20 protein-coding genes are annotated in these 24,621 nt (G+C 45.2%); 4 read left to right on the top strand and 16 right to left on the bottom strand.

The window, feature by feature from the left end:
• Positions 1 to 141 precede the first annotated feature (141 nt).
• From NI461_RS00645 to bfr, 4 genes are all read left to right on the top strand, one after another.
• Positions 142 to 2,247, top strand: a complete 2,106-nt coding sequence (locus NI461_RS00645) for an HD domain-containing protein (RefSeq protein WP_151204620.1) — start codon at positions 142 to 144, stop codon at positions 2,245 to 2,247.
• 75 nt (positions 2,248 to 2,322) lie between these two features.
• Entirely contained in the window at positions 2,323 to 2,706 is a 384-nt protein-coding gene (locus NI461_RS00640) for a RidA family protein (protein ID WP_151204622.1), read from the top strand.
• Between the two features lie 214 nt (positions 2,707 to 2,920).
• On the top strand, positions 2,921 to 3,115 hold the full coding sequence (locus NI461_RS00635) for a bacterioferritin-associated ferredoxin (protein ID WP_004644972.1): 195 nt from the start codon (positions 2,921 to 2,923) through the stop codon (positions 3,113 to 3,115).
• Positions 3,116 to 3,345: 230 nt separating this feature from the next.
• Positions 3,346 to 3,810: a bacterioferritin gene (bfr, locus tag NI461_RS00630; protein ID WP_253156111.1), complete on the top strand. Its 465-nt coding sequence runs from the start codon at positions 3,346 to 3,348 to the stop codon at positions 3,808 to 3,810.
• A 362-nt stretch (positions 3,811 to 4,172) separates the two neighbouring features.
• Here bfr and NI461_RS00625 read toward each other — a convergent pair whose 3' ends face one another.
• The 16 genes from NI461_RS00625 to NI461_RS00550 form a co-directional block, all read right to left on the bottom strand.
• Positions 4,173 to 5,807, bottom strand: coding sequence for an O-antigen ligase family protein (locus tag NI461_RS00625; RefSeq protein ID WP_253156109.1), 1,635 nt, complete (start codon positions 5,805 to 5,807; stop codon positions 4,173 to 4,175).
• Between the two features lie 289 nt (positions 5,808 to 6,096).
• The gene (locus NI461_RS00620) at positions 6,097 to 6,600 is read right to left on the bottom strand and encodes a pilin (protein WP_253156107.1); all 504 of its coding nucleotides are present in this window, start codon (positions 6,598 to 6,600) and stop codon (positions 6,097 to 6,099) included.
• A 194-nt stretch (positions 6,601 to 6,794) separates the two neighbouring features.
• A complete protein-coding gene (locus tag NI461_RS00615; protein WP_253156105.1) occupies positions 6,795 to 7,355 on the bottom strand; it encodes a TPM domain-containing protein in 561 nt (186 codons plus the stop codon).
• Positions 7,349 to 8,371 (bottom strand): YgcG family protein, encoded by a 1,023-nt coding sequence (locus NI461_RS00610; protein WP_253156293.1) that lies wholly within the window; start codon positions 8,369 to 8,371, stop codon positions 7,349 to 7,351. Before NI461_RS00610 ends, NI461_RS00615 begins: the two co-directional genes overlap by 7 nt.
• Positions 8,372 to 8,434: 63 nt before the next feature.
• Positions 8,435 to 9,025, bottom strand: coding sequence for a LemA family protein (locus NI461_RS00605; protein WP_253156103.1), 591 nt, complete (start codon positions 9,023 to 9,025; stop codon positions 8,435 to 8,437).
• A 177-nt stretch (positions 9,026 to 9,202) separates the two neighbouring features.
• Complete coding sequence (locus tag NI461_RS00600) at positions 9,203 to 10,045, bottom strand: metal-dependent hydrolase (RefSeq protein ID WP_253150335.1); 843 nt, start codon at positions 10,043 to 10,045, stop codon at positions 9,203 to 9,205.
• Positions 10,046 to 10,298: 253 nt separating this feature from the next.
• Positions 10,299 to 11,720 carry an FAD-dependent oxidoreductase gene (locus tag NI461_RS00595; protein WP_253156101.1) on the bottom strand — a complete coding sequence of 474 codons (1,422 nt, stop codon included), beginning with the start codon at positions 11,718 to 11,720 and terminating at the stop codon, positions 10,299 to 10,301.
• Between the two features lie 74 nt (positions 11,721 to 11,794).
• Complete coding sequence (gene gltB / locus NI461_RS00590; protein WP_253156099.1) at positions 11,795 to 16,270, bottom strand: glutamate synthase large subunit; 4,476 nt, start codon at positions 16,268 to 16,270, stop codon at positions 11,795 to 11,797.
• Positions 16,271 to 16,896: 626 nt separating this feature from the next.
• Positions 16,897 to 17,748: a hypothetical protein gene (locus NI461_RS00585; protein ID WP_253156097.1), complete on the bottom strand. Its 852-nt coding sequence runs from the start codon at positions 17,746 to 17,748 to the stop codon at positions 16,897 to 16,899.
• Between the two features lie 6 nt (positions 17,749 to 17,754).
• Positions 17,755 to 18,840 (bottom strand): 3-dehydroquinate synthase, encoded by a 1,086-nt coding sequence (gene aroB, locus NI461_RS00580; protein ID WP_151206675.1) that lies wholly within the window; start codon positions 18,838 to 18,840, stop codon positions 17,755 to 17,757.
• 26 nt (positions 18,841 to 18,866) lie between these two features.
• On the bottom strand, positions 18,867 to 19,403 hold the full coding sequence (gene aroK / locus NI461_RS00575; protein WP_151205184.1) for a shikimate kinase AroK: 537 nt from the start codon (positions 19,401 to 19,403) through the stop codon (positions 18,867 to 18,869).
• 36 nt (positions 19,404 to 19,439) lie between these two features.
• Positions 19,440 to 21,614 (bottom strand): type IV pilus secretin PilQ family protein, encoded by a 2,175-nt coding sequence (gene pilQ, locus NI461_RS00570; protein ID WP_253156095.1) that lies wholly within the window; start codon positions 21,612 to 21,614, stop codon positions 19,440 to 19,442.
• A 16-nt stretch (positions 21,615 to 21,630) separates the two neighbouring features.
• A complete protein-coding gene (locus tag NI461_RS00565; protein ID WP_151205182.1) occupies positions 21,631 to 22,158 on the bottom strand; it encodes a pilus assembly protein PilP in 528 nt (175 codons plus the stop codon).
• On the bottom strand, positions 22,158 to 22,877 hold the full coding sequence (locus NI461_RS00560) for a type 4a pilus biogenesis protein PilO (RefSeq protein WP_253150327.1): 720 nt from the start codon (positions 22,875 to 22,877) through the stop codon (positions 22,158 to 22,160). The genes NI461_RS00565 and NI461_RS00560 overlap by 1 nt, the downstream gene beginning before the upstream one ends.
• Entirely contained in the window at positions 22,874 to 23,512 is a 639-nt protein-coding gene (locus NI461_RS00555; RefSeq protein WP_151205180.1) for a PilN domain-containing protein, read from the bottom strand. Before NI461_RS00555 ends, NI461_RS00560 begins: the two co-directional genes overlap by 4 nt.
• Positions 23,512 to 24,570 (bottom strand): pilus assembly protein PilM, encoded by a 1,059-nt coding sequence (locus NI461_RS00550; protein ID WP_151205179.1) that lies wholly within the window; start codon positions 24,568 to 24,570, stop codon positions 23,512 to 23,514. The genes NI461_RS00555 and NI461_RS00550 overlap by 1 nt, the downstream gene beginning before the upstream one ends.
• Positions 24,571 to 24,621 lie beyond the last annotated feature (51 nt).

The raw sequence follows: 24,621 nt of genomic DNA, 5'->3' as shown, positions 1-24,621 counted from the left end.
TTATAACTTAACAGTTAGCTCCCGAGTTTGTCCCGGTTTTCTGCTTTTAAGCATGAAAAAAATTGACAAGCTTTATGATTTCGATTTCATTAGAGCTTTCAGTTTTTTGTTTGTAAGAAAATCCAGTTTAAAAGGTGTTTTATGCCAGGGCCACAGGTCAGTCAAGCCAAGCAACAATTACATATCATTATCGACGCGTATTTAAATGAAAGCGAAGTCGAGCGTGTGCTTGCGGCTTGTGATTATGCAGATCTGGCCCATGAAGGCATTACCCGTAAAAGCGGCGAACCCTATATTCTGCACCCAATTGCGGTAAGCTGTATTTTGGCTCATATGCGGCTGGATACTGAAACCCTGATGGCCGCCCTGCTGCATGATGTGATTGAAGATACTGACTTTAACAAAGATGATATTAGCGAGAAATTTGGCCGTACCGTTGCAGAGTTGGTAGATGGCGTCACCAAACTGAGTCATTCCAGCGATAAAGAATATAATAAAGCTGCTTCTTTTAGAAAAATTCTGCAAGCTACTTTACAAGATCCACGTGTCATTATTATTAAACTTGCTGACCGTTATCACAACATGACCACTTTAGAGTCATTGCGCCCAGATAAACGCATGCGGATTGCACAGGAAACCTTTGATATTTTTGTGCCGATGGCGCGTATTGTCGGCATGAACGAAATGGCCGACAATCTGGAACACCTGTGCTATCAGAATCTTGATTTGGATATGTTTAATAATGTTCAGGATGCATTATTACAAACCAAACCGAAACGCTGTGAATATCAGAGCATCTGGGAAGTCAATCTGGCCGAACTGCTGCAACAGCATCACATTCATGGTCGTATTAAAAAGAAAAACAATAATATCGAGCTACTGCGTCACTTCGTCAAAAACGATATTGACTTACAAGAACTGACTCATAGCCATGCCTTTGAAATTATTTTACAAAGCATTGCCGACTGTGACCGCCTTGCAGACATTCTACGAGAAAACTTCCAGGTTCTGCATTATGAAGATCATATCCGCCGTCCACTACCTGGCGGCAACCAGTCACTGCTGATGCGTCTGAAAGGTGAAAAGACCACCTTGTCGCTCACCATTCAAACCGAGTTGATGCGCAAGGCTGCACGCTTTGGCGTAGTTCTGGGTGAAAATGCACCACAAGCCTGTCGCTCTGCCATTCAGGCCTCCATGCAAAATCTGAATGGTCTAATTGATGGTGAATGTGCCAAAACCACATTTAGTGAATTACTGGATTATCTGCATCAGGAAAAAATCTGGGTCTATACTCCGCATGGGCATCTGCATGAATTACCCCAAGGTGCGACTGCGGTTGACTTTGCCTATGCCGCCAGCCTTTTCTTAGGCAACCATGCCATTGGTGCCAAAATTAATGGAGATACCAAACCGCTTTCCACACCACTCTCTAGCGGTCAGGTGGTCGAAATTATTACCGATGTGCTGGCAACCCCAAACCCCGACTGGCTCAGCTTTATTAACACCCAAAAAGCCCGTCGTGCCATTCAGAATATTCTGCGTGACCAGGATATAGACGAACAGCGTCTGGTCGGTCAGCAGGCTTTAAGTCGTGCCTTAAAGTTATTCCAGCGCTCTGTCGGTGATCTGACCGAGGCAGACTGGCACAATCTGCTGCAATGGCGCCATGTGGTCAGTAAAGAGCAGTTTTTTGAACAGATTGCGGTGGGGGACTTATTACCGCAACTGGTCGCCAATCACCTGTTCTCTCAAGACCAGCAACAGGAAGCCAACAGCTCGACTCGTCTGATTAAGGGAACTGAAGGTGTGGATGTCAAATATGCCCATTGCTGCAATCCGGTTCTGGGTGATCCGATTCAGGGACACCTTACCCGGCGTGGCCTGATTGTGCATCGTTTACGCTGCCATAACCTGCTGCATGAGCAAAACCAGCATCCTGAAAATATTATGCTCTTGCAATGGACCTCGGATGATCTGGAAGATGTCAACTTTACCGCCTATTTAAAGATTGATCTGGCGATGAATGACGAGCAGATTTCTGACCTGATTTACCAGTGCCGTAAAGCCAAATCTGGGGTCGAAATGGTACGCACTTACGAAGACAAAACCTATGTCAATGTCGTGGTGCATAACCGCAAGCACATTGCCCAGATTATTCGTGAACTGCGCATGCATTTTGGTTTCCCTCGCATCAGCCGTCTGGAACATCCCCTCAAGATTGCCGAAACGTCCAAAGCAAGTTAATCACTTAAAACGATAATGCTTTTGCCAGTTGAATTGATCTACTATGATGTATCTTGATGATAAAAGGAGAAATTGATGTCCCGCCAAGTGATCCATACTGAAAATGCCCCTGCTGCGATTGGCACCTACTCACAAGCCATTCTTGCTGGAGATACGCTTTATCTATCCGGCCAAATCGGTCTGGACCCATACAGTATGGAACTGGTTGAAGGTATTGAAGCACAAATTCGCCGCGTATTTGATAACTTAAAAGCAGTGTGTGAAGCTGCGGGTGGCTCGCTGGCGGATATTGTTAAACTGAATATCTTCTTAACTGATCTGTCTCATTTCCAGCTGGTTAACCAGATCATGGGCGAATATTTTGCCCAGCCCTACCCTGCACGCGCCGCTTTAGGTGTAGCCAGCTTACCCAAAGATGCTCTGGTTGAGATGGATGGGATAGTGGTTATTAATCAATAATTTATTAAAAAAAACAACCTCTTAAGGCCATTACTCTTCATAAGGTCTTATGCTTGAGCGGAAATCTAATTGCATTCAGATTTCCGCTTACTTATATTATCTTTATTTAAATCACCAATCATAATAAATACTTTTTCAAATGATTTTTTATTGACAAACGATAACAATTATCAATAATATTACTTATCTTATTTATTCACTGTGGTTGTATCCTATGTATGTTTGTCTATGCCGTGGCATTACAGATCAAGACATTAAAGATGCTATTGCAAATGGTGCAGAAAGTTATCGTGACGTGCGCGATATGCTGGATTTAGGTACTTGTTGTGGACGCTGTGCTCCAGAAGCACGCATGATCATCAGTGATGAAGTTTCCCAGATTGCAGCCCGTTTGGCGGTGGCTGCCTAAACCCGATAAAGATAAGAATAAAAAGTAAAATAAATGATTTAACATCATTTCCTCCCCCGCCTCTGACTCTGGCGGGTTTTTATTGTGAGTCATTCGCTGCAGCTGTACTTGATTGCGATTTTCATTTGCTGTTCTATAAATTACTCACCATTTTGCTGGAACATGTTTTAATATCCTATAAAACAACTTTTTACTTAGAAAACCAACCAGGTTTTAAATGGAGTTATGCGATGAAAGGCAATCGTGATGTGATTAATCAGCTCAATCAGGTGTTGTATCACCACCTCACTGCCATTAACCAGTATTTTCTGCATTCACGCATGTTTAATGATTGGGGTATTGAGCAACTCGGTTCGGCAGAATATAAAGAATCAATTCGTCAGATGAAACATGCCGACAAGATTATTGAGCGTATTTTATTTTTAGAAGGCTTACCGAATTTACAGCATCTGGGCAAGTTGTATATTGGCCAGCATACCCAAGAAGTCTTGCAGTGTGATGTACGTAAGGTCAAAGAAAATATCGAAACCATTCAGCAGACCGTCGCGCTGGCTGAAACGCACATGGACTATGTAACCCGTGACTTACTGAAGGATATTCTGGAGAGAGAAGAGGAATATCTGGACTGGACCACGACTCAGTTAGACCTGATTGAAAGTATTGGTATTGAAAACTATATTCAGAGCCAGCTCTAAACTTAAAGTAAGTTAATAAAAAGCCAGCAGATGCCACTGCTGTCCCACAATTTTAATTAGGCTCTCGTTTGAATTGCATGAAGTATCAAAAACAATTCGAGAGTTTTTAAATATATGATATTTATTCATATTTATAGTTAAATATTACACAGCCTCATCTTTCCTTTAAAAGTTTAAATGGATTTGTACAGGCAACACCCTACTTTAGAAAGACCCAAAGTAGGCAAAAGTCTTTTATTACCCATACACGACGTCCTGTCGTGATGGGTAATGTGTGGCATCCCTGCCACACCCTCGTCACTTAAAGCCTCATCACTTTAACTATGGAACAGCATTAAACAACTGCTGGCTTTTTATTGACTTTATTTCGGCATATCCTGAACCAATTCCTCATAACTGACTTCGGTTTTTTGAATGACGTTTAAACGATTCAGCTGCTGCCGTGCCTCTTTTTCTTTTCCATTAAACGCCAGAAGTTTGGCATATTTCAGTAGATTGTATTTAGTTGGATAACTTAGAACCATCTGCTCGCCTTGCATAATCTGTTCAGGAGACGCTTTGCTATAAGGGTTGAGTCGAATCCAGTCAATACGGCGGTTAAACTCACTCAACAGATAAACAGGTTGCTGATTGGTGATGTTCTCAGGCTGTTTTTCATAGCGGATACTTTGGCCCAGTTTTGGAACCACGGTATCGTAATCACGATAAATCACCGTCAGTAAAATTAATCCGAAAACAAAAATGAATTTCAGGCCGATTGATGGCATAACTATTATTTTAATTTTTGGATGTTGGGCCAGAACCGTACCCAGAATAAAACCCACCGGTAACAGGAAATAGGCATAGTGCTGGGGAAACTCAAACATGGCATGGGTGACAAAAGCCCCGGTCATCAAGATCCCGATGACAGACTCTGGGGTATTGACCCAGCGTTGTAACTGATAACCCAAATAACCAAAGTAGGCCAAAAATGGCAACCCAATAATTAAGCCATTCCAGAGCAAAAAGTCCAAAATAAAATTATGTGCGCTACGAATCCAGACTGGACCTTGTACAGTATCGCTAATCGAAACAAAAGCCACGCTGCTCTGATACCAGCCATAACCAAACCATGGCTGTGCCTGAATGGCCGCCAGCATTTGCTGCCAGATCGCGAGGCGTGACATATCTCCTGTAGCACGTGCCACTACATCACGACTTTGCACAACATTCGCATCTATCGCCTGAGCAGCAAGTTGACTGAGCCATGGGAAAGCCACAATACAGGCAACAAAGAAGATGAACCAAGCAATACTGTAATACCATTTCAGGCGGATAATATCTTTATACTGGTAGAACGCCAGATACAGCATAATCGCGATCGCAGCCACCCATGCAGTACGTGACTGGCTTAAAGCCACACCCATGACAATAATTACCGCACATGCAAATAGCCAATTGGTCTGGATTTTTTTCTTTTCATACAGATAAAGGCAGCTCATTAATGCCATGACTAGAAACGTCGCCATATTGTTTGGCTGGGCAAAATTGGCATAAGGCCGCTGTGTACCACTAATATTGACCATCCCCGGTAAAGTTGCATCCAGATTGGTCCATTGGCAAATGGCAATAATACCTGTGACAGTACCCGAAGTCAGAAACACATAACTCAGATTGGTGAAGGTGTATTCTCGGCTATAGTTTCCGGTTGAAAGGTGATAGCCCAACACACTTGCGAGCCAAAACCCAAACACAAAAATAAAGCCCATCATGGCGATGCTAAAGAAAAATACCTGTCCTGTGAGTAGCTGAATAAAAGATACGCCAGCAAGAAGCAGTAGAGGCAGGCTAACGACCGGAATTCTTAATTTTTCTTTTAGGCAGATTGCAGCGATGGCAAAGAGCGCAAAGAAGGCATACAGTTCACCTGTATAGGTCACCCAGGGACGGTAATGAATGGGCATGAGCCATGCAAGGGAGATCAGGATTGCTGCGATGAGGGCGAGCGTGAATTTCATAGAAATTTCAGATTTGAAAGGTTTTGCACATAATAGTTTAAAACTAAACTTGGAAATAGTTCTAGAAAATTTTATGTAATAAGTTTGCTCTTATAAAGTAGAGAATCTTTACAGCCCAATAAATTAAGAAAGCAAAATATGTAAATAAACTTAGCTACAAATGATTATAAGTAATTAAAAAAGCTCATGAAAGAAGGCTAGAAGAAGAAAATTTATTACTACTTAGGTTTTTTTGAATTAAAACAAAAAACGCATCAATTGTGATGCGTTTCTTGTTCAAGATTAATCATTATTTAGCATCACAAGTTTTTGGACGTACAGCTTGATCTAAGTCAGAAGTACATTTCCAATTACCACCAGCTTGTGTATATGTAAAGATTACTTCTCTATCCTTTAATTTATCATTAATGCCTGCTGAATTTTTAAATTTTGCAGTTAAAATACATGTCCCAGCTGTTGCACCATTAGCTGTAATACTAGCTACATAAGTGCCTGTTAGAGTATGTCCATTGTCTGCATGTAATGCGCCCGCAGGTTGACTTTCATCTACCGCTGGTGTACCTGGATCATCTTTAACAGCATCTTTAGTGCTACATGCTGTAGCTAGGCCACTCATACCAGCAATGTCCATCACAGGTGTTTTTAACCCACCTAAAAGATTAATTGCTTCAGAAGCTTGTGAGCGAGCGGTGTAATTTTGATACTGAGGAATCGCAATCGCAGCCAAAATACCGATAATTGCTACCACAATCATTAATTCAATAAGGGTGAAACCCTTTTGTACTGTATTCATAACATTCTCCACAAATGTTTTGTTAATTTTTTATGAGCTTTATAAGCTATTTTGTATATAGCATTAAACGTGCCAACTTCTATTATAAATATATTTAAATAAAAAACAGCTATTTAAAGATAAAAAAATTTAATTGATTTTTCTAATGTGTTTTTATGTAAAAAAGTGACACTTATTGTCACATATTTACAACATCAACCCAGAATAATTGGCTTGTTTGCCAGCTCATTTTCTACATCTGCTATTTTTCGGTCATAATACTGGTCTAACACCTGTCCAATTTGTTGAATTCCCTTAATTACCCCATGTTTATATTGCTGCCTGGCCAGATTCTGAATAATCGACTGGCAAATCTCATTCCAGACTTCCTGAGTCGTGGCTTGCCGAATTCCCCGATCAATTACAATTTCCACCTTACGCTCACATAAATTGAGGTACAGCAACACACCACTATTATATTCAGTGTCCCAGACACCTAGCTCGGCAAATAGTTGTCTGGCGCGACAAAGCGTATCTTGATAATAGGCCGAGCGAGAAGGCAGGCAGCCTTCAATCACCACCTGAATTTCTCCAACATGTCCATGCTCAGCTTCTTCAACTGCCAGCGCAATCGCATGCTGATCCTGCTTGGAAAAAAAACGCTTGGTCGCTGGCATATAGAAAAAATGCTTGAGCCAGCGCTTAAAACTCGGCTGAACAGATTGTTCCAGCTTTGGCTGCGTGACAATCTCTGTTGTATCTGTAGTCGTTACCATGAGCCTGATGCTCCTCCCCCGCCAAAACCACCACCGCCACCGCCGAAGCCGCCGCCACCAAAACCACCACGACCACTGCCGCCGCGGCCACCACCGCCTCCGGCCATAAAGGCATGCAAAATCAGCTGCGCAAGCGAGGTGACTAGTAAAAAGAACACGCCGGCACCAATCATTAAACTGGCAATTAACCCCATGCCATTGACCAGACCGGCAGCTGTGCCTGCAACTGCGGCAGTCGCAGCACTAAGCTTTCTGCCAAAAATCATGGAACCGATAACACCCGCGATCACAATAAATACTACACTGCCCAAGGTCGCCTGACTGGCCTTTTGTGCTTGTAAGGCCTGTTCCTGACGCGCTTTGAGTTCAGCTGCTGCCTGCGCAGCAACTTCAGGATCCAGATTTAAAATACTTTCAATCTCGGCGATGCCGGCATCAATCCCTTGCGCATACTGGCCCTGTTTAAAATATGGGGTGATTGTTTGGTTGATAATCCGGTTGGCGATAATATCCGGTAATACGCCCTCAAGCCCGTAGCCAGTCAAAATCTGAATCCGGCGGTCATTCAGCGCAACTGTCATCAATAAACCATTATCGTGTTCTTTAGAACCCAATTGCCAGCGCTCTGCCACCCGCATGGAATAGCCGAAGATGTCTTCCTGGCCGGTGGTGGGCACAATTACCACACCAATTTGCGCTTTTCCTGCCTGATAAAGACTCAAGATTCGCTGGCTAATGCGCTGCTTTTCTGCCGCGGTTAACACATTGGCCTGATCAATGACCGGTTCATTCATACTCGGCAGATCGCGCTGAATCTGCCCTTCTGCCATATCATTGGCAATCTCTGGCTGCTGCGCAGTGGCCGTGGCTGGATTCTGCGCTGCAGGTTTTTCAGCGGGGCGCTGCAAAATTTCACGTGCCACCATCAGGTCTTCGCTGGCTGTTGCGGTGGCCGTTTCGCTCCGGGCGCTATTCATCAGACTCAACATCAGACTGAGAAAGAGCACTGTACCCATCTGTGCAGCACGCATATACATCATCGCAGTCACCTTAGATTGCTCAATTACTCAGGACGAGTCTTAGTCAAATGACACGGTTGGCGCTTGCTGTGCACTTTGCTCGGCACTAAAGTTCGGTTTGGTATCCATTCCAATCACTTTGGCAGTCATCACCTGCGGGAACTGGCGTGAATAGGCATTAAAATCTTGAACCGTGGTGATATAACGGTTACGCGCTACGGCAATACGGTTTTCTGTGCCTTCCAGTTGTACCTGCAAATCACGAAACTGTTCATTGGCTTTCAGGTCAGGATAGTTTTCAGACACGGCAATTAACCGCGATAATGCACTGGTCATCTGAGCTTGCGCTTCCTGATATTTCTGGAATAAAGCCGGGTCTTCCAGTACTTCCTTGTCCACCTTCAGCCCTGCGACATTGGCACGCGCCTGAGTGACTTCAGTCAGCACCTGTTCTTCATGCTTGGCATAGCCTTTAACCACGTTAACCAGATTCGGTACCAGATCAGCACGGCGCTGGTACTGGTTTTGTACTTCAGACCAGGCCGCAGTGACTGCTTCATCTTTCACTTGTAAAGTATTATAACCACAGCCGCTCAAGGTTAAGGTACTCGCCAGCATCAAGACGATAAATGATTGTTTTATGAGACGCATGATGTTTTATCCTCAATTCTTTATTTATCTTTAGATAATTAATTTGATTTTAAACATCTTTTTCTAAAGTTTTGTTACTTTTTATAATTTTTATAGGAACTGAAGTCTTTTTGCTGCCTGGAGACTACCATCATCCGCACCACTTGATTTGTAGGAAAATTCTCCTTTTAAGCGGTTTTACTGGAAGTTTTCTGCCAGATACTCTTTCCAGTAATCCAGTTGCTGACTGTAATCAATACCAGAAGGATGAAAATCCTTTCGATAATAGGCCAGGTATTCAGGCGCAAGCTGAATCACCATTTTCAGCAGCAAATACAGACCAAATAGATTCCCGCCCACTTTATACACACTGTTTTTCTTGTCCTGTAAAAATAAACGGCTGGCTGAATAAAAAGTCAGACTGGCAAAGCCGGTGGTGACACTGCGCATCATCTGACGGCGTACCCGATCATCTGCATAAACATGCTGATAAACATCAAAAGCAACTGCGCGATGTTCAATCTCCTCAATTGCATGCCAGACCCAGAGTTTTAGCGCATCTTCATCTAAGGTACTTAGAACCTCAGGATGGCGTAAAATATAGCCGCCCAACAAGGCAGTAAAATGTTCAAATGCACAGGTAATCGCCAGCTGATATTTGGGAGGCAGACTTTTTACATAATGGTTCTTGCGGGCCAGCCAGGCCTGAAAGCGATCCAGATTATAGTCATCACGGCGCCAAGCTGCATTAAATTCGCTATGTGCTTTGGAATGCATCGCTTCTTGCCCAATAAATGCTGCAATTTGAGCCTGTAGTTTTTCATCCTTCACCTGATCACGCACATTGCGCACGCTATGCACAAAGAATTGCTCACCTAACGGGAAGGTCGAAGATAAAGCAGTCAACAGGTGTGACATGACCGGAGAATTGGCAAAGTAATATCTGGAGATAGCGCCCGGATTAAATTGCAGTCTGCGTACTGTAATACCAATCGCCTGAGGACGATGCTGATAGGCTTTAGGGGTTGCCACTTGAGTCATGTTATTGTTCCTGTCCTGGTCAAGTATTGAACAGTATGTGAACAGCCGCCCTATTTCCCTATGGCGAAAATGCTAAGTTGATTAGCAAAAAGGCCCAAAAGAGCAGTTTTAAAATATTCTTATTTTGTTTTAAACCGTGTTTGCCACTGTACATTTTCCAAAAAAAGAATATTTACAGGTGTAACTGTTTCAGTTACCAAGAAAACCTGCCCAAGCAGGTTTTCTTTCATAAGCTTCATCACTTTAAACTGGATTAAACCTCCAGATAATCCAGAATTCCTTCCGCAGCCTGACGCCCCTCCCAAATGGCCGTGACCACCAAGTCGGAACCCCTCACCATATCCCCACCAGCAAAGATTTTTGGATTTGAGGTCTGGAATTTGTATGGCTGATGTTCAGCAGCAAGTACACGGCCTGAACCATCCAGCCTGATGTCTACCTCACCAAACCAGTCTGCCGGGCTGGCTCGGAAACCAAAGGCCAGCAAGACAGCATCAGCAGGTAAAACTTCTTCTGAACCCGGGACCGGTTCAGGGCTACGACGGCCACGGCTGTCTGGCTCGCCCAGCTGCGTGGTGACAAATTTAACGCCAGTCACCCGACCCTGTTCACCGACAATCTCGATAGGTTGACGGTTAAATATGAATTCCACTCCTTCTTCACGTGCATTTTTCACTTCACGACGTGAACCCGGCATATTGTCTTCATCACGGCGGTAGGCACAAACCACCGATTCAGCCCCCTGACGCACAGAAGTACGGTTACAGTCCATCGCCGTGTCACCGCCACCCAGCACAATCACCTTTTGACCTTCTAGACTGATGTATTCCGCAGCATCATTTTCCCAGCCCTGGCAACGATTCACATTGGCAATCAGAAAATCCAGCGCATCGTACACGCCATTCAGCTCTTCACCAGCAAAACCGCCCTGCATGTAGGTATAAGTGCCCATCCCCATAAACACCGCATCATAGTCGGCAAGCAGCTGGTCAATGGTAATGTCTTTCCCAATGTCGGTATTCAAACGAAATTCAACGCCCATGCCGGTAAAAATTTCACGGCGACGTTTCATGACATCTTTTTCCATCTTGAATTCTGGGATACCGAAGGTTAACAGACCGCCAATTTCAGGACGCTTGTCGAATACCACCGGTTTTACCCCATTGCGTACCAGAATATCAGCACAGCCCAGACCCGCAGGACCGGCACCGATAATGGCCACTTTTTTATCGGTCCATTTCACTTGTGACATATCGGGACGCCAGCCCAAGGCAAAGGCGGTATCGTTAATGTATTTTTCGGCATTGCCAATCGTCACCGCACCAAAGCCATCATTTAAAGTGCATGCCCCTTCACATAAACGGTCTTGCGGACAGACACGGCCACACACTTCTGGCAAGGTATTGGTCTGATGGCATAATTCTGCTGCCTGGAAAATACGCCCTTCTGCAATCAGCTTTAACCAGTTGGTAATATAGTTATGTACCGGACATTTCCATTCACAATATGGATTACCACAGCCCAAGCAACGGTGGGTCTGGTTGGCTGCAATTTCCGCAGTAAACGGTTTATAAATTTCCACAAACTCTGCTTTGCGGACAGTGATATCCTTTTTCTCTGGATCTTGGCGTGCGACATCCAGGAATTGAAAGTCATTGTTTAGGCGCTCTGCCATGTCTCTCTCCGTGGCGAGGTGCGGCGGTTTATGTCTTTCCGTCCTACCTGCCTATCAATCTGTTCGTCGTGGAATTATTGTGGATCAGCTTTGGTGGTTTTCAACAGGGTTTGTAAATTAGCCGCTTTGGGTTTTACCAACCAGAATTTACGGCTGTAATAATCAAACTCATGACGAATCTTGTAGCCCCAGGCACTGCCTGTCTCTTCAATATATTCATCTAAAATACGCAGCAAGAATTCCTGATGTTCTTCCATCGCTTCTGTGGAAATACGGTTTAATTCGATTAATTCGTGGTTGTAATGGTCAACAAAGTCGTTATCCAGATCCAGTACATAAGCAAAACCACCGGTCATGCCCGCCCCAAAGTTATGTCCCACTTTCCCCAGCACCGTCACAATCCCACCCGTCATATATTCACAACAGTGATCCCCGGCCCCTTCAATGACTGCAAAGGCCCCTGAGTTACGCACGGCAAAGCGTTCACCCGCTGTACCCGCAGCAAAGAGTTTTCCACCTGTTGCGCCATATAAGCAGGTATTGCCAATAATCGCGGTATTTTGCGTTTGAAAGGGTGAACCTTTCGGTGGGAAGATGGCAATACGCCCCCCTGCCATGCCTTTGCCGACATAGTCGTTGGCATCCCCCTCCAGGCGAATATGCAAGCCCCCTGCATTCCACACTCCGAGCGATTGACCCGCGGTACCGGTTAAATTCACTTTAACCGGATGGGATTCCATATTTAAGTTGCCATAACGACGCGCAATTTCACCGGAGACACGTGCGCCAATCGAGCGGTCACAGTTCACCACCCTAAAGTGATATTCACCGCCTGTGGCTGCCTCAATGGCGGGCAACATCTCGGCAATCATTTTCTCGGCCAAAATGCCTTTATCAAACGGCGCATTGCCCTGAACCTGACAATATTGTGCCTTACCTTCAGCCGCAGGATGCGACTCCAGTAATGCACTGAGGTCAAGATGCGCATGTTTATCGGTTTCACCCGGCAACACTTCCAGCAGGTCTGTGCGGCCAATCAAGTCTTTTAAGCGGGCCACACCCAGTGCTGCCAACCACTCACGGGTTTCTTCTGCAATAAACCTGAAAAAGTTGATCAGCATTTCAGGTTCACCCATATAGTGTTGCTGACGCAAATGATCCTGCTGTGTCGCCACACCGGTTGCACAGTTATTCAGATGACAAATACGCAGGTACTTACACCCCAAGGCGATCATCGGGGTAGAACCAAAACCAAAGCTTTCTGCACCCAGAATCGCAGCTTTCACCACATCCAGACCGGTTTTTAAGCCGCCATCGGTTTGTACGCGCACTTTGCCACGCAAATCATTAACACGTAGCGCTTGATGTGCCTCCGCCAGGCCCAATTCCCAAGGTGAACCGGCATGATGAATGGAAGATAATGGCGAGGCTGCTGTACCGCCGTCATAACCGGAAATGGTAATGAAATCGGCATAGGCTTTGGCGACACCGGCTGCAATCGTGCCAACTCCCGGTTCAGAGACCAGCTTCACCGATACCATGGCTTGAGGATTGACCTGTTTCAGGTCGAAGATCAGTTGTGACAAGTCTTCAATAGAATAAATGTCATGATGCGGCGGCGGCGAAATCAGTGTCACCCCCGGCACGGAATAACGTAAACGGGCGATTAAACCGTTTACTTTCCCTCCCGGCAACTGACCGCCTTCACCCGGCTTTGCTCCTTGCGCGACCTTAATCTGCAACACTTCTGCTGAAGTTAAGTAGGCAGGGGTCACCCCAAAACGGCCTGAGGCAATCTGCTTGATTTTCGAGTTACGGAGGGTGCCGTAACGCGCCGGATCTTCACCCCCTTCGCCTGAATTGGAACGCCCGCCAATGGTGTTCATGGCAATTGCAATCGCTTCATGTGCTTCAGGAGACAAGGCTCCCAAAGACATACCGGCAGAGTCAAAACGCGGCAGGATCTCTTCGATGGATTCCACCTCATCCAACACAATGGAATGCTCGGTTTTGAGTTTAAATAAATCACGAATGGTTGCCACTGGGCGGTTATTCACCAATTCAGCATAGGCTTTAAAATCCGCATAATTGCCCGAACGTACAGCTTTATGCAGCGAGTTAATCACATCCGGATTAAAGGCATGATATTCCTTGTTAAAAACAAATTTTAGTAAACCACCCTGATCGATTGGCTTACGTGATTTCCAGGCCATGTCCGCCAATTTTTTCTGATCATTTTCGAGGTCTGTAAATGTGGCACCTTGAATCCGACTAGGCACACCGGTAAAGCAGGTGTGTACCACTTCATCTGACAGGCCTACTGCTTCAAATAGCTGACCGCCGCGATAAGAGGCAACTGTTGAAATTCCCATTTTAGACAGGACTTTTAACAAGCCTTTTTCAATCCCTTTACGGAAATTGGCCTGTGCATGCAGAGGGTCGCCTAATAGCTCGCCTTTGGCAATCAGGTCATTAATCACATCATAGGCAAGGTAGGGATAAATGGCAGTCGCGCCAAAGCCTAACAGCACGGCAAATTGATGCGGATCACGTGCCAAGCCAGTTTCAACAATAATGTTGGCATCGGTACGTAACCCAGCATTGATTAAATAATGATGGACCGCACCTGTGGCCATCAAAGCATTCGCAGGCAGAAAACCGGGACGGATTTTTTTATCTGAAAGCAGCAACAAGGTTTTACCATTACGAACTGCTCGCGCAGACTCTTCACAGATACGGGTGATGGCGGCGGCCAGACCCTCACCTTCAGCATAGTTCAGGTCGATATCTGCAATTTCATAACCTGTACGACCCAGCGTACGAATCTGATGCATTTTCGAATTTGAAAGCACCGGACTGGAGATAATCAAGCGATCTGCATGTTCAGGACCCTGCTCAAACACATTTTGCTCACGCCCCAAACAGGTTTCCAAGGACATGACTATAGATTCACGTAATGGGTCGATGGGTGGATTGGTCACCTGCGCAAACTGCTGGCGGAAGTAATCCGATACATGACGCACTTGACGAGACAACACTGCCATTGGCGTATCATCCCCCATTGAACCGACAGCTTCCTGACCGCTTTCTGCAATAGGACGAAGCAGTTGATCGCGCTCTTCAAAAGTCACCATGAACATTTTCTGTGCAGCTTTAAGCTCTTCGCCTTTTAGGCCCTGATCGCATAGATATTCTTCCAGTTCCGGACTACCCTGCACACGCACTGAGTTTTCACGCAGCCACTCACGGTAAGGACGCATTTTTTTCAGGTGATTGCTGACATCCTGGGTATCGAGCATTTTTCCGGTAAAAGTATCAATCACCAGAATTTGCCCCGGACCAACCCGACCTTTAGAGATCACGTCTTCAGGCTCATAGCCCCAAACCCCGATTTCAGAGGCTAGGGTAATATAGCCATTTTTGGTGATCACCCAACGTGCAGGGCGCAAACCATTACGATCCAGCATACAGATCGCGTGACGGCCATCCTGAATGACCAGACCAGCCGGACCATCCCAGGCTTCCATGTGTTTTGAGTTAAATTCATAAAATGCACGCAGATCGGCATCTAAAGTTTCCACGTTTTGCCAGGCAGGTGGCACCAGCATGCGCAGGGCGCGGAACAGATCCATGCCACCACCGACCAGAATCTCCAGCATGTTGTCGAGGCTTGAAGAGTCTGAACCAGTGCGGTTTACAATCGGTGTCAGATCAGTTAGACCCGGTAAGAGCGGATTTTCGAATTTCGGGGTCCGCGCCATTGCCCAGTTACGGTTGGCAGTAATGGTATTAATTTCACCATTATGCGCAAGATAACGGAAGGGCTGCGCCAGAGGCCAGCGCGGTAAAGTATTGGTCGAAAAACGCTGGTGGAACACCACAATATGAGAAGCCAAACGCTCATCGGCAAGGTCAAGATAAAACTGCGCAATATAAGCAGGCATCATCAAGCCTTTATAGCTAATGACGCTGGAACACAAGGTGGTCACATAAAATGCGGTATCATGACTCAACTGCTGCTCTGCACGACGACGCGCCAAGAACAGTTTGCGGTTGAACTCAACCTCCGTCACCCCCATCGGGCAATTGACCATAACCTGCTCAAATGCAGGCAAAGACTGCAGGGCAATTTCACCCAGCGCCTGATTATTGGTTGGAACCACACGCCAGGCCAGCACGCGGCAGCCTTCTGCCTCAATTTCTTTGCTAAGAATCTTTTTAGCATGTGCTGCAATTGCAGGATCCAGGCTTAAGAACACCGTACCGACAGCAAATATTTCACTGAGCGTGATATCACTAAGTTTTTTTGCTTCTTCACGAAAGAACTGTTTAGGCATCGCCAACAGCAAACCACAGCCATCTCCAGTCTTGCCATCTGCGGCAATCCCCCCACGGTGGGTCATGCAGCTCAGACTATGCATCGCGGTCTTGACCAGATCATGGCTGGCCTCACCCTGCATATGGGCGATTAAACCGAAACCACAGTTATCTTTAAACTCATCCGGCTGATATAAACCTTGAGCGGGAGCTACAGTATTAGGCGATGGCATGTGCATAGCGTACCCTTCTTTCTCACGAAGCCAATAGGCGATTAAACAATCTAAACTCTTCTATGTGATGGCGTCTGGTCTGATCTGGAAAATAGCCTCTTTACAGCAATATTCAGGCTCTCTTATCTTTCCTCTACTCTCCTTTTTAAACCGAATATAAGAAAAATAAAATTCATTTTGCTGATACATGATATAAAAATGAGCCAGAAATATGACTATAGCACCCAGTTATTCAATGATCGTCATGCCAAAACAGGGAGATTCATTTCACTCACCCAGCAAGAAAGCAAATTGCATGCCAATTTTTAAGATAAAAATTAAAAATTCATTAAAAACAAATAATTACTATATTTTTGCTATCCATAAAACAATAATGAGCCGATTCACATGTTTAAATAGATATTCTCTGTGGGAGGAGGAGCATGCACCGCAAGAGAATGAGGGTGGTAAGCATCTCTCCCTCAACCTCTCCTGCAAGCAGGAAATGTCCCTGGTCTTGTCAAAAAGTGTTTGATAAAAGTGCTCTAGAATGACTTATGAGAAAGAAGACAGAGCTATATATTTTTCGCACCAAAAATGTTCATTTTTGATTCTTGTCATCGCTTGGTGCGCTATTTTAGACCGGATTAGTTAAAGGGATCACGAATCTCGTTTTCCTGCGGTTGAGGACGTGGATTGGTTTCTGGGCGTGGCGCATTCTCGACGGCACTTTCTGATTTTTTCACATCGACCACCTTGCCAGATTCGTCACGGCGAACAACGGTTGTGCTGGTTGTTGCAGTACCAGAGCCAGCTGAAGTTTTCGGTGATGCATCATTTTTGGGTCGGATGGATTCCTCTACTCTCGGTAAAGGCACATTTTTCAGGCGAATCTCGTACAGCTTTTGATTGCTATTCAGCTCTTCCGATCCCAGCCCATCAACCAGGCCGTCATAACGCTGCAGCTGTACAACTTCAGGTTGCACCGATTTTGGTAGACTGAGGTTCAGGCTTGATAAGGCCTGGTTCGCTTCATTGGCTGTTTTATATAAACCATACAGCAATACAAACTGTTCAGGCTGATTTTCACCTGAAACACGCACATAAGTGAAAGGCTTACGGTCGCTCTGTTTCTTAAGAAAGCTTTTGAGAATGGCTTCCTGCCCTACCCGAAACAGTTCAATAGCATACTGTTTTTTGTTTTCACTGATATATTTACTGCCACGAAACTCAGGTTCGTGGCTTGCTGTCACCACAATACGTGTATTTAGGTCTAAAGGTTTGACCTCATCTTGCAATGCACCAAGATGAGTCATAGAAGCCACCTTTTCGGGCTGAATCTGAACTTCTTCTTCAGATTTTGGCTGCTTTTGGATCTCTACCAGCTCCTCAGAATCAGTCATAGACCAAAAGATCAGCGCAGCAAGCAGGCAGCATATGCCACAGACCAGCCAGAAATAATGCTGAATCTTTTGCCAAGGGGTACCTAATGCTGCCATATCAATTTAAACCTGTGCCTGATTGGCTAAAATTGCCTGTTTCATTAACTCGACATCGAAGTCGCGGGTAATCACGGCATGTCCGAGCTGTTTCAATAATACCAGACGTAACTGGCCATTTAAGACTTTCTTATCATGGGCCATATAGGCCAGAAACTCATCCAGAGGAATTTTAGGACAAACGATTGGTAGTTTGGCACGAGAAATGATTTTTTTTGTACGCTCCAGATCTGCTGCTGAAATCCATCCCATGCGCTGTGACAGATCAGCCGCCATAACCATACCAGTTGCCACAGCCTCGCCATGCAGCCATTCACCATAGCCTAGATAAGATTCAATGGCATGACCAAAAGTATGACCAAGATTCAGGAGCGCACGCTCACCCTGCTCTTTCTCATCATTGGCCACAATACGTGCTTTATGTGCACATGACCGATAGACGGCTTCGGCCAGCAATACGGCATCACCAGCCACCAAGGCTTCCATATGCTGCTCAAGCCATACTAAAAATGACTCATCACCCAAGAGCGCATATTTAATCACTTCAGCCAGTCCGGCAGACAGTTCACGCGCCGGCAAGGTCTTCAGTTGAGACATATCCGCGAGTACCACCTGAGGCTGCTGGAAAGCACCAATCATATTTTTACCCAGCGGATGGTTGATCCCGGTTTTTCCACCCACACTAGAGTCTACCTGAGACAGCAAGGTGGTCGGTACCTGAACAAAATAGACCCCGCGCTGGAAACAGGCCGAAGCAAAACCGGCCATATCACCGATCACCCCCCCACCCAATGCCAGGACGGTACAATCGCGGTTAAATCCAGCTTCCAGCAAGGCATCAAAAATCAGGTTCAGGTGTTCAATGTTTTTGTATTTTTCACCATCAGGCAAAATACAGGTAGCCACCGTTTTACCTAGCTGTTCGAGGGCTGCCTGATAATGCTGAAGATAAAGTGGTGCAATCGTTGCATTGCTCACAATCATCACCTGTTTGCCATGAAGATAAGGCACAAGTAATTGCTGAGGATCGAGCTGACTGCCAATATAGATTGGATAACGACGATCACCGAGTTCTACGTATAAGGTTTGCATGATGGAACCACTTTATTCAACTAAACTTATTTTTTGGAAAGAATGAGATGTAAAATCCGCTGCGCCAGGTCGCGTGCAGCGCCTTGATTGGTCTCAATAATATAATCTGCCACTTCACGATATAACGGATCACGGACCGCCAGTAAATCACGTAGCTTCTGTTCCGGATTTTCGACCTGAAGGAGTGGGCGGTTTTTATCGCGATAGGTACGTTGTAGCTGAATTTCAACTGGAGTATAAAGATAAACAACGATTCCGCGCTGTTTCAGATAATTTCGATTTGGGGCTTGGGTAATTGCGCCACCACCGGTTGCAAGTACCAGTTGTGGCCTTGAGGTTAACTCATCAATGACCACAGTTTCACGACTTCGAAACCCTTGTTCACCCTCTTTTTCAAAGATCCAAGGAATCGTAGCACCTGTTTTCCGCTCAATTTCATGATCACTATCCAGAAATTCACGTCCTAACAATTCCGCCAGATGTCGTCCTACTGTTGTTTTACCGGCCCCCATCGGCCCTACCAAATAGATATTTGGCAGGGTTTCAAACTCTTTGCTTGGCAAGGAGTCACCTATTCATTTTGTTAAATTCAAAATATATTAATGATTTCTTGAAACACTGTCATTAACAATTCGAGGTGTAACAAAAATCAGCAGCTCGCGCTTGTTGTCCGATTTCAAATCTTTACGGAATAAACGCCCTAAATACGGAATATCTCCCAGGAATGGAACCTTGGTTTGTGCATTACGGGTTTCCTGCTCAAAAATACCGCCCAGTACTACTGTTTCTCCATCACCGACCAATACATTGGTATTGATCTGATTTTTGTTGATCGTTAACTGGCCTGTTGGCGTCGGGTTTCCTGGAGAGTCACTGGTGATATTCAGTTCCATTTGAACCTTACCATCTGGGGTAATACTTGGGGTTACATCCAGACTTAAGGTTGCATCAATAAACTCGGTAGTTGAAACCGCATTCGCACCGCCCCCTTCTGCAGACTGATAAGGAATCTGCGAACCGGACGTAACTATCGCTTTTTGCTTGTCTGCAGTCATGACTTTAGGCGTCGAGATAACTTCGCCATACCCATCCGCCTGCAAGGCAGAAAGCTCAAGGTCAAGCATAAAGTCAGATAAACTGATTAGGCCAAAAGCAATCCGGCTGGCACCAGGGCTGGTGACTCCCAGGTCTACATTCAGGTTATCTGGTCGTTGAATATCATAAGTCCAGCGACCAGTTTCACTATCCAGTTCAGGTTCTCTAAGATCCCATATTGTAGTATCGCTCCCGCCCACCAGCAGGTGATTATTATTACTAATCCCCTGTGACAGAATACCCCACTTCACGCCCATTTCTTTGGTAAAGTCAGTCGTGGCCCGTACGATGCGCGCCTCCACCATCACCTGCTTGACTTGTACATCCAGCAGATCAACCAGGTTACGAATTTTGTCAATAAAAGCCTGAGTATCATTGACAATTAAAGTATTGGTACGGGCATCAATAGAAACAGAACCACGTGAACTTAATAAACTTTCCTTATCATCATTATTGTTGCTCCCAGTTGAGCTGCCTGAATTGGATGACCCTTTATTTTGTGTAATCAGTTTTTCAATTTCTGCTGCTTTAGCATAACTGAGCTGCATATATTCCGTTTGAATCGGTGCCAATTTTACGCTTTGCGCTAAGGCTTTGGCCTCTTCTTCCTCAGCTTTGATCAATTCAGTAACCGGTGCAATCCAGATGACATTGCCATTACGGCGCTTGTCCAGATTTTTGGTTTTCAGTACAATGTCCAGCGCCTGATCCCAAGGCACATCTTTCAAGCGCAAGGTAATATTTCCCTGCACACTATCAGCTGCGACCATATTGATATCGGTAAAATCAGCCAGCAGCTGGAGCACACGACGTACCTCAATATCCTGGAAATCAAGCGAGATTTTCTTGCCCGTATAAGTCATTTCTTTGGGACGTAGCGGACTTTTCGCTTCAGGGCGCTTCAGGCTGATCGTCAGCCGGTTATCTGTCTGATAGGCCATATATTCATAACTTTCACCTGACTGGATAGTAATAACACCACTGCCATTCTGGTTAACAGCATCTACTGTCGACACAGGCGTAGCGAAATCATTCACATTCAAGCGACGCGTTAAATGCGCAGGAATCTTGCTTCCAAGAGTGCGCACAATGACTTTAGTGCCCTGCTGCTGTACATCTACCGGGGTATTACTGCCGGCCAGATCAATCACCACCTGGCCTTCACCTTGGGAACCACGCTGGAAACTGATATTGCTAATGCCTTGAGCCACTTTCTGTTGTTCTATAACCGGCTGTACAGTTGCTAGCGAGCTGGCCGAATTAATTTTAAGAATAAAGGTATTACCTTCAACGCGCGTGGTGAACGCCCCTGCTTTAGCCAGGTTCACTGTCAAGCGCGCACGCTCAGCATCCGAGCTGACATCCACGGAATTAGCTTCAGCTGTAGCGACCGGAATATGGGCCTGTTTAAGATTTTGCTGGGCCTGATCAAAATCCAGAATGAGCCGGGAAGGAGATTCCAACTGATACGCTTGTGGTTGCGGTGGCAAACCATTGAACATGACCCGAATTTCTGTACCTTGTCCAGGAATCTGCATTGCGACCACATTGGTCAAGGCCACCTGTGCGCTTGCTGCCTGCATGACCGCAATCGCTACAGCCCCCATTGAAAACTGACGAAACACATGAGTCATTGTATTAGCATCCCCAAAAATAAATTCTTTCATACTCTTATTCATTTTTATTCCTTAAAACTTATGGCGCTGGTCCGATCAGAACCAGACTTCGTGGTCGTTCCACATACCCCTCACGGCCATCTGGAATAATCTCAATCAAGTCAATCTGGGTGGGTGTAATATTAACCACCCGGCCATGATTCAGCCCCATATAACTGCCCCGCTGTATCCGCTCAATTTCACCATCCGGAGTTTGCATCAGAGCCAGAATCTGTCCTGCCTGATTTCTCATCGTCCCTTTCATGCTCAAGGTTTCCAGCGGATAACTTTCCAATGGCTGTAATTGACGTGATAAATTTGGATAAACCCGCTTACCGGCCATAATTTTTAGTTCAGCTGCCAGTGAGCTTGGTAAAAAAGGGCTTTTCAGTGAATGGGCTGCATAATTAAACGTTTCTACAGGCATAAAGTCTGGCGCAGGCTCAATCGGTAAAGGCGGCTGATTACGAATATTGGCCATTTCCTGATTGACCAGATCAATTCTGGATTCACAGCCTGCCAGTAAAAAACCAAGGGTCAAGGCCGATGTCATTTTAATGATATTCATTATTGAGCCCCCGTGGTACTGGCGTTATTCGTTGGGGATGAGGCATCATCACTACTCCCAACATAACGATAAGTCTTGGCTTTAACGATATAGTCAATCACAGGAATTTCAGATTTCTTTTCCTGGCTTTCAGTACCGCTGATAGTGAAATCATGCAGCGTTACAATCCGGGATAGACCGGCAATGCTGCTGACAAAAGAACCAAATGCGTGATAGTCCCCAGTGGCCTCAATAGCGATGGGCTGTTCAATAAAGAACTCTTGCTTAACTTCAGGCTCCAGACGAATATTTTTGAATTTTAAACCAGAGTTCACTCCACTCAGGTTAATATCTTCGACCAGCCCCGGAATTTCAGTTTCTTTAGGCAACTGTTCTAACTGCTGGTTAAAACGTGCTTCCATTTCCTGTAACTGAATCTGATACTGCTGCAAATTACGCAATTTAGACTCTTTTTCACGGAACTCATTGAGCAGGTTCTGTTCCTGTGCATTGGCCTGCGAAATCGATTCAATGGTGCTGCGAATCACAATAAAATACACCAGCATAAAAATCAGGACGATAATAAAAATCCAGCAGCTAATCTTGACCGATAAAGGCCAGCTACCGTAATTATTCGGGTCCAGGGTATTAAACTGCTGAAAGAACTTTTCAACCGTCATTTTTTTTCTAGGAACAGCCACTGTCTCTTGGCTGAACTCATCAAATTCTTGATTACTCATGATGATGCTCCCGCTGCAGGACTAACTGGCTGTTGTTCTTCGGTCAGAACAGGCTGATTAATCTGATCCAGATCAACCGTTACCGTAAAACTTCCATAGGATTCTTCCACACGTGGAATAACCGAACTAGGCGCTTTTTCTTTTGAGGCTTCTGCCACCAGAAACGCATTCATAAACGCATTCCGGTACCAGGAGGAAGCTTCCAGATTACGTAATAATTCTGCAACCGTATTTGGGCTTTCAGCTTTACCTTCAATGGTAAATTTATCGCCACTACGCTGAAATTTGGTAATGTACATATTGCTTGGAGTGACCCGTACAATCTCATCAATCAGATGCACCGCAATTGGGCGCTGGGTCTGTAAGCCCTGAATCAGCTTCATGCGTTCCACAATGGCATTACGCTGTTCTTGCAAGCCCTCCAGAGCCTTCAGCTGCACATCCAGATTTTGGTTCGTACTGACAATTAGCTGATTGGCCTGCTCCTGATCCTGCAGCTTATGGTCATAGTAAAACCAGGTCGATCCTGCTGCTGCTAACCCCAGAAAAAGTGCCCCCACACAAATTGCCACAAATTCATTATTTCTTTTAACTCTTAGCTCATCACGCCAAGGAAGTAGGTTAATTCTTGCCATTAATCAAAACTCCTCAATGCCAAACCGCATGCAATCATGAGTGAGGACGCATCATTTTCAATTTTTTTAATATCGATTTGAGGAGCAAAGCCCATTTGTAAAAATGGATTTGCGATGGTGACCCGGTAGCCCAGTTTCTGCTGTAACAATTTCGCCAGCCCCGGAATATTGGCATTCCCCCCTGCCAATAAAATATGATCAATTTCATTAAATTGTGAAGATGAAAAGAAGAACTGCAAGGAACGCGCAGCCTGTTGCACCACGGCATCCAGAAACGGCTCCAATACTTCGACATCATAATCATCCGGCAAGGCACGGTTTTTTTTGGCACGCCCGGCTTCCTCAAAAGACAATCCGTAACGATTCTGGATTTCCTGAGTCAGCTGTTTGCCACCGAACACCTGTTCACGGGTATAAATGATTTTATTGTTTTGCATAACAGATAGGGTGGTCATGCTATGTCCGATATCCAGAATACCGACCGTATTGACCCCCATCGGCAAGGTGTCTGAAAATACCTTAAAGGCATTCTCCAGCGCAAAGCTTTCGACATCGGCAATCTTGGGAGTTACTCCAGCGATTTGCAGCACTTCAGAACGTGTTTCAACATTCTCGATTCGGGTCGCAACCAAGAGCACATTGACCCGGTTTGGGTTCGCGAGGCGATCCGGCAGGACTTCAAAATCCAGACTGGCTTCATCCAAAGGGAAGGGAATATATTGTTCAGCGTCTTCACGAATCTGAATTTCCCGTTCCTCATCAGACATATCAGCGTCCATTTCAATAGTTTTGGTAATCACCATTGAAGTTGGAATGGCAAAAGCGGCTTGATTAGATTGGAGATTGGCTAGATTAATCGCACGTGCCAGAGCATCTCCCACCGCTTCTGGATTTAAAATATTTTTTTCAACCACACTGCTTTCTGGTAAAGGAACCAGTGCATAGCTTTCTACCCAATAACGGCCACTTTTTACAGATAACTCTAACAACTTTACAGAAGTCGAACTAATATCAACCCCCATTAACCCCTTATTTGGCTTACGATATAATCTGCGCACCATCATTTTCCTATTATTTTTTTATCCCCAATAAAAATACAGCTTACCAAC

It is taken from the genome of Acinetobacter sp. S4400-12 (assembly GCF_024129495.1).
Lineage (GTDB): Bacteria > Pseudomonadota > Gammaproteobacteria > Pseudomonadales > Moraxellaceae > Acinetobacter > Acinetobacter lwoffii_C.
This window is presented reverse-complemented; position numbering and strand designations above follow the sequence as displayed.